The sequence below is a fragment of the Mesorhizobium sp. M2A.F.Ca.ET.037.01.1.1 genome (assembly GCF_003998075.1).
Classification (GTDB): Bacteria; Pseudomonadota; Alphaproteobacteria; order Rhizobiales; family Rhizobiaceae; genus Mesorhizobium.
In genome coordinates this window covers 1-4505 of record NZ_RZSA01000549.1, presented here as the reverse complement: position 1 = coordinate 4505, position 4505 = coordinate 1, and the positions used below count along the sequence as shown (strand labels likewise).

Annotated in this window: 4 protein-coding genes and 1 pseudogene; all 5 read right to left on the bottom strand. The window is 66.6% G+C overall.

The annotated features are described in order from the left end of the window. Positions 1-1001 (bottom strand): annotated as a pseudogene (locus EOA27_RS23800) (sensor histidine kinase KdpD); the annotation flags it as partial. A gap of 51 nt (positions 1002-1052) precedes the next feature. Next, positions 1053-1616, bottom strand: coding sequence for a potassium-transporting ATPase subunit KdpC (gene kdpC, locus EOA27_RS23795; protein ID WP_126081223.1), 564 nt, complete (start codon positions 1614-1616; stop codon positions 1053-1055). Positions 1617-1628: 12 nt separating this feature from the next. Further along, complete coding sequence (gene kdpB, locus EOA27_RS23790; protein WP_127257389.1) at positions 1629-3722, bottom strand: potassium-transporting ATPase subunit KdpB; 2094 nt, start codon at positions 3720-3722, stop codon at positions 1629-1631. Continuing rightward, entirely contained in the window at positions 3719-3949 is a 231-nt protein-coding gene (locus EOA27_RS23785; RefSeq protein ID WP_126081225.1) for a hypothetical protein, read from the bottom strand. Before EOA27_RS23785 ends, kdpB begins: the two co-directional genes overlap by 4 nt. 7 nt (positions 3950-3956) lie before the next feature. Beyond that, positions 3957-4505, bottom strand: a 549-nt coding sequence (locus EOA27_RS23780; protein ID WP_189562096.1) for a potassium-transporting ATPase subunit KdpA, incomplete at its 5' end; no start/stop codon positions are given.

The window sequence follows — 4505 nt, the reverse complement described above, 5'->3', positions numbered from 1 at the left end:
CGAACAATGTCCTGCGCGATGTACTGGCCCGGAATGGTGGTGACCTCGGCGCCGAGCTGCTCGGCGAGGCGCAGGTTCGCCGCCAGCCGGTCCTTGTGGTCTTCGCTCATGCCGGCCAAACGCGGCGTGTCGATGTGAAGCGCCGTCCAGGGCGCGCGCAGCCGGTCGGCGAGCCGGCGCGCATAGCGGATGCGGGCCGCGCCGCCAGGCTGCGAGTCGACGCAGACGAGCACGCGCTCGCCGGCCGCCCAGGGGCCCGGAATGGCGTGCGACTGCATATGGTTGAGCAGCTGTTCGTCGACGCGCTGGGCGGTGCGGCGCAGCGCCAGCTCGCGCAGCGCCGTCAGATTGCCCGGCGAGAAATAATTCTCGATGGCGCGCTGGGCGGTGTTGGGGAAATAGACCTTGCCGTCGTGCAGCCGCTTGATGAGGTCGTCGGGGGTGAGATCGATGACCTCGATGTCGTCGGCCTCGTCGATGATGGAATCGGGGACCGTCTCGCGCACCCTGACGCGGGTGATCTGGGCGACGACGTCGTTCAGGCTCTCGACATGCTGGATATTCAGCGTGGTGTAGACGTCGATGCCTTGCGCCAGGATCTCCTGGACGTCGAGATAGCGCTTAGGATGCCGGCTGCCTGGCGCGTTGGTGTGGGCAAGCTCGTCGACAAGGACGAGGTCGGGGCGGCGCCTCAGGATGGCGTCGATGTCCATCTCTTCCAAGGTCTGGCCGCGATAGTCGACCAGTCGGCGCGGGATCACCTCGTAGCCGTCGACCAGCGCCTGGGTTTCCTTGCGGCCATGCGTCTCGACGATGCCGATGACCACATCGACGCCGTCGGCGCGGCGGGCGCGGCCCGCCATCAGCATCTCGTAGGTCTTGCCGACGCCAGGTGCCGCGCCAAGGAATATGCGCAGGCGGCCGCGGCCCTCGCGCTCGGCATGCTCCAGCAGCGCGTCGGGGGAGGGGCGGTTCTCGGAGTCGGTCCGGTCGTCGGGCATCAGTCCAATCATGGATTGCGCCGGGGACCGTGTCGATCCCCGGCGCGTGGATCACTTCAGCTCGTCCAGCGCTAGGTTCAGCGCCAGCACATTGACCACCGGCTCGCCGAGGACGCCAAGCTCGCGAGCCTCGACATGGCCGTCGACGAGCGCCTTGACCTTGGCCTCGTCAACGCCGCGGGCCTTGGCGACGCGCGGCACCTGGAAATAGGCGGCCTCGGGGCTGATGTCGGGATCGAGGCCGCTGCCGGAGGTCGTGACGAGGTCCATCGGCACCGGCGCGTTCGGGTTCTCGGCCTTCAGCTTCTCGGCGTCACCCTTGATGCGGTCGATCAGTTTCGCGTTTGTCGGGCCGAGGTTCGAGCCGCTGGAGGCCGTCGCATTGTAGCCGTCGCCGGCGGCCGACGGCCGGCCGTGGAAATAGCGGTCGCCGGCAAAGGCCTGGCCGATCAGGCTGGAGCCGATGACCTTTCCATCCTTCTCGATCAGGCTGCCATTGGCCTGGTTCGGGAACAGCGCCTGGGCAATGCCGGTCATGCCGATCGGATAGATCAGGCCGGTCAGCGCCGTGAAGAAGACGATCATGACGATAGCGGGTCTGAGTTGCTTGAACATCGGGATAAATCCTTATGCGAGGCCGAGGGCCGTGACGATCAGGTCGATCGCCTTGATGCCGACGAAAGGCACGATGATGCCGCCGAGGCCGTAGACGAGCAGGTTGCGGGTGAGCAGCGAGCCGGCGCCGATGGCACGATATTTCACGCCTTTCAGCGACAGCGGGATCAGCGCGATGATGATCAGCGCATTGAAGATGATGGCCGACAGGATGGCGCTCTGCGGCGTCGCCAGATGCATGATGTTGAGCGCCTGCAGCGGACCGGTGGACTGACCGGGCGCGACATAGAAGACCGCGAACATCGCCGGGATGATGGCGAAGTACTTGGCCACGTCGTTGGCGATCGAGAAGGTCGTCAGCGAGCCGCGCGTCATCAACAGCGCCTTGCCGATCTCGACGATCTCGATCAGCTTGGTCGGGTCGCTGTCGAGGTCGACCATGTTGCCGGCCTCGCGCGCGGCGACCGTGCCGGTGTTCATGGCGACGCCGACATCGGCTTGGGCGAGCGCCGGAGCGTCATTGGTGCCGTCGCCGCACATGGCGACCAGCTTGCCCTTGGCCTGCTCCTCGCGGATCAGCGACAGCTTGTTCTCAGGCGTCGCCTGGGCAAGGAAGTCGTCGACGCCGGCCTCGGCGGCGATGGCGGCCGCGGTCAGCGGGTTGTCGCCGGTGATCATCACCGTGCGGATGCCCATCTTGCGCAACTCGGCGAAACGCTCGGATATGCCGCCCTTGACGATGTCCTTGAGGTGGACGACGCCGAGCAGGCGCCCGTCGCGCTCGACCGCCAGTGGGGTGCCACCGGCCTTGGCGATCTCGTCGGCAACGGCCTGGAGATCGCGGATCGTGTCGCTCGTCGGGCGCGTGCCGTGGGCTGCGGCGGTCGCTTGGTTGACGTGATTGAGCACAGCGTCGACGGCACCCTTGCGCACCGACGAGCCGTCGATGTCGACGCCGCTCATGCGGGTCTGCGCGGTGAAGGGCACGAAGGCTGCGTGCAGGGTCGCCATGTCGCGGGCGCGGATGCCGTATTTCTCCTTGGCGAGCACGACGATCGAGCGGCCTTCCGGCGTCTCGTCGGCGAGCGAGGCGAGCTGGGCGGCATCGGCCAGCTCCTGCTCGGTGACGCCCTTGACCGGACGGAACTCGGTCGCCTGGCGATTGCCGAGCGTGATGGTGCCGGTCTTGTCGAGCAGCAGCGTGTCGACGTCGCCGGCGGCCTCGACGGCGCGGCCGGACATGGCAAGCACGTTGAAGCGCACCAGCCGGTCCATGCCGGCGATGCCGATGGCCGACAGCAATGCGCCGATCGTGGTCGGGATCAGCGTCACGAACAGAGCAACCAGGATCGTCACCGGGATATAGCCGCCCGAATAGGAGGCGAAGCTCGGGATGGTCGCGGTCGCCAGCACGAAGATCAGCGTCATGCCGACGAGCAGGATGTTGAGCGCGATCTCGTTCGGCGTCTTCTGGCGCTCGGCGCCCTCCACCAGCGAGATCATGCGGTCGAGGAAGGTCTGGCCGGAGGCGGCGGAGATGCGCACGCGGATCCAGTCGGACAGCACCTGGGTGCCGCCGGTGACGGCCGAACGGTCGCCGCCGGATTCGCGGATGACGGGCGCGGATTCGCCGGTGATCGCCGCCTCGTTGACGGAGGCCACGCCTTCGATCACCTCGCCGTCGGACGGGATGATGTCGCCGGCCTCGACCAGCACGACATCGCCGACCTTCAGGCTGGTGCCCGGCACCAGCTTGAATTTCGCGCGGTCGCCGTTGCTGAGCAGCTTGGCCTGAATCTCGGTGCGCGCCTTGCGCAGCGAGTCGGCCTGCGCCTTGCCGCGGCCTTCGGCGACGGCCTCGGCGAAATTCGCGAACAGCACGGTGAACCACAGCCAGATGATGATCTGCAGGGTGAAGCCGAGATCGCCGCCCCCGGCGATGAGATCCTTGACGAACAGAACGGTGGTGAGAGCCGAGACGACGGCGACGACGAACATCACCGGATTACGGACCAGCGTGCGCGGGTTCAGCTTGCGGAAGGCGCCGCCGATGGCGGGCACCAGGATGCGGGCATCCAGAATGCTCGCGGATTTGGACTGGCTCATTTTTGGGCTCCAGTATCGGTTATGTTGGACGGCGCCGGGTGTTCGGTCTTCGGGAAGAGGTGCGGAAGACCGGTGGCCAGCAGCCACAGCACGAACAGCACGGCCGCCATGCCGAGAAAGGTTGAAAGCGTCGGGAAAGGACGAGGCTTCTCGTCCCTTCCGTTGTCGGGCGCTCCGTCACCGGCCTGGTGACCGTCGTGCCGACGTATGTGGTTGAACCCGGGCATGGTCATCTCAGAAGGTCTGTCCATGGATCATCGCCAGATGCTCGACGATCGGGCCGACGGCGAGCGACGGGAAGAAGGTGAGGCCGCCGACGATGATGATGACGCCGACCAGCAGGCCGACGAACAGCGTGCCGTCGGTCGGGAAGGTGCCGGCCGAAGCGGGCACGGTCTTCTTCGCCGCCAGCGAGCCGGCAATGGCCAGAGCCGGGATGATGACCAGGAAGCGGCCCATCAGCATGCCGATTGCACCCGTGAGGTTGAACCAGGGTGTGTTGCCGGTGAGGCCGCCGAAGGCCGAGCCGTTGTTCGCGGCGGACGACGTGTAGGCATAGAGCACCTCGGAGAAGCCGTGCGGGCCGCCATTGGCCATCGAGGCCACGGCGCTCGGCAGGACCACGGCGATCGCCGTGAAGATCAGCATGGCCAGCGGCAGGCACAGGATGGCGAGCATCGCCATCTTCACCTCCCTGGCCTCGATCTTCTTGCCGAGATATTCCGGCGTACGGCCGACCATCAGACCGGCGACGAAGACGGCGATGACGACGAACATCAGGAT

What these genes read in the sequence shown, in the direction of transcription:
- kdpB (WP_127257389.1), bottom strand. Translation starts at nt 3,722, where the DNA reads ATGAGCCAGTCCAAATCCGCGAGCATTCTGGATGCCCGCATCCTGGTG.
- EOA27_RS23785 (WP_126081225.1), bottom strand. Translation starts at nt 3,949, where the DNA reads ATGCCCGGGTTCAACCACATACGTCGGCACGACGGTCACCAGGCCGGT.
- kdpC (WP_126081223.1), bottom strand. Translation starts at nt 1,616, where the DNA reads ATGTTCAAGCAACTCAGACCCGCTATCGTCATGATCGTCTTCTTCACG.